This window comes from Vibrio sp. HENC-03 (genome assembly GCF_000305755.2).
Taxonomy (GTDB): Bacteria; Pseudomonadota; Gammaproteobacteria; order Enterobacterales; family Vibrionaceae; genus Vibrio; species Vibrio owensii.
Genome location: NZ_JH976078.1, coordinates 1 through 1706 on the forward strand (window position 1 = coordinate 1; position 1706 = coordinate 1706).

Annotated in this window: 2 protein-coding genes; one reads left to right on the top strand and one right to left on the bottom strand. The window is 42.2% G+C overall.

Translation table 11 applies throughout. The features are described from left to right. Window positions 1-186: hypothetical protein (locus tag VCHENC03_RS27980; protein WP_032802353.1), on the top strand; the 186-nt coding region annotated here is incomplete at its 5' end. A gap of 291 nt (window positions 187-477) precedes the next feature. On the opposite strand, the gene VCHENC03_RS18390 is transcribed toward VCHENC03_RS27980, so the two are convergent. After that, window positions 478-822: an antibiotic biosynthesis monooxygenase family protein gene (locus tag VCHENC03_RS18390; RefSeq protein WP_009705215.1), complete on the bottom strand. Its 345-nt coding sequence runs from the start codon at window positions 820-822 to the stop codon at window positions 478-480. Window positions 823-1706: the final 884 nt, after the last annotated feature.

Here is a 1706-nt window from a genome sequence, read left to right on the forward strand (position 1 = left end):
GAGACGGGCAGCTACAAAACTTTTCCCCGATTGAAAGACGAAAGTTGGCTAGAAGAAAAACGCACTCAACTGCCCTACTTTCACTTGCTTCAAATTAGAAAAGGATTCTTTCCTCGTACTTCAACAGCCGCACCAAAAGTAACCAAGGTTCTCTCAAAAGCCACCACGAAAATGAAGAGGCGCTAAAGAAATAGGCTAAGAGTTAGAAGCCGTAAACGATGAAATCAAAGCGAACACTCCGCACATAGTGCCACCGGAAAGAACGTGAAAGGCACTAACTGAAAGGTGTAAATACGAGCGCCAAAACAGATAAACACCAAACTGATGACCTTTGATGCCAAACCCGTACTAACGCCCTGTTAAGGGGTGAGCAACGCAATACAGAAGCCGCCGCAAACCACCTTAAACACCAAAACCAACGCATAGTGAAAATGCCACGCGTTGCGAATCCCTCTTGAACAGTTTGTTATGTGAATTTTAGCCGTGTGCGTCGATACTATCTTTTGGAGCTTCTGAGCGTATGTCCATGCCATAGTCTCTGATGACACCTGCAACTCTGAGTCTGTAGCTTTCAAAAACACCACTACGACCTTTTAATTGAGCAAATCGATGAGATTCTAGGTTGCGCCATTCTTGAATTGCTTCTTCGTCACGCCAAAATGACAAAGATAGAACCTTGCTGTCATTTGTTAGACTTTGGAAACGTTCGATTGAGATAAAACCATCAATATCTGATAGCAGCGGTTTTAGTTCGCTTGCAATATCTAGATATTCAGAAGTTTTACCCTCTGCTACCTGTACTTCAAAAATTACTGCGATCATAACTCACCAGACTACGACTAATATATTCGAGCATTTTACCGAATTGGAGCTGCTGTAAATATGAGTTATAGCAAGAAGTTAGAGATTAGATTCTGTGATTTTTCGCCATTCACATAACGCTCTGTTAAGGGGTGAGCGGCGCATTACCGAAGCGACCGCACACCACCTTAAACACTAAAATCAACGCATAGCGAAAATGCCACGCGTTGCGAATCCCTCTTGAACAGTTTGTTAACTGAGCGCCTTTCAGTTTTCGCCGATCTTACAACCACTTTAGCCAAGGCTAGTTTTCCTAATTAATGATTAGTAAAGCTAACTCAAACATGTATTTAACTAAAAGATTACCGTTTATCTTTAGTTTGAAATGCGTCTCACAACACCATACTTCGGCGATGTAAGTGCGCCGAACTAATCGCGAATGCCTTATATTATTAGAAGGCTTTGTGCCGCCTTTCACATCAGTAAACTTAAGTATCAAACTGAAATTAGTCGCATTAGCCCAGCTAAGGAAACCGACCGAAAACGCTAAATCTCTGAACCTAGAAACTGTATCATTGTGCTTGCGTATTTTCTGCGCCAGTTAACGCCTTGCTAAGGTGTGAGTAACGCAATACAAAAGCTACCGCACAGCGCCTTAATCACCATAAGCCACCGCATAGTAAAAATGCCACGCGTTACGAATCACTCTTAAGCAATTTGTTAGTACATGCGCTACTTCTATTTATGCGCTCCAAGATATTGAAAAGTGGCATGATATGAAAGGCTTTGAACACTGAAGTGAGACGGGCAGCTACAAAACTTTACACCGATTAAGAGAGGAAAGTTGGCTAGAAGAAAAACGCACTGAACTGCCCTACTTTCACTGGCTTCAAATTAGAAAAGGA

What these genes read in the sequence shown, in the direction of transcription:
- VCHENC03_RS18390 (WP_009705215.1), bottom strand. Translation starts at nt 822, where the DNA reads ATGATCGCAGTAATTTTTGAAGTACAGGTAGCAGAGGGTAAAACTTCT.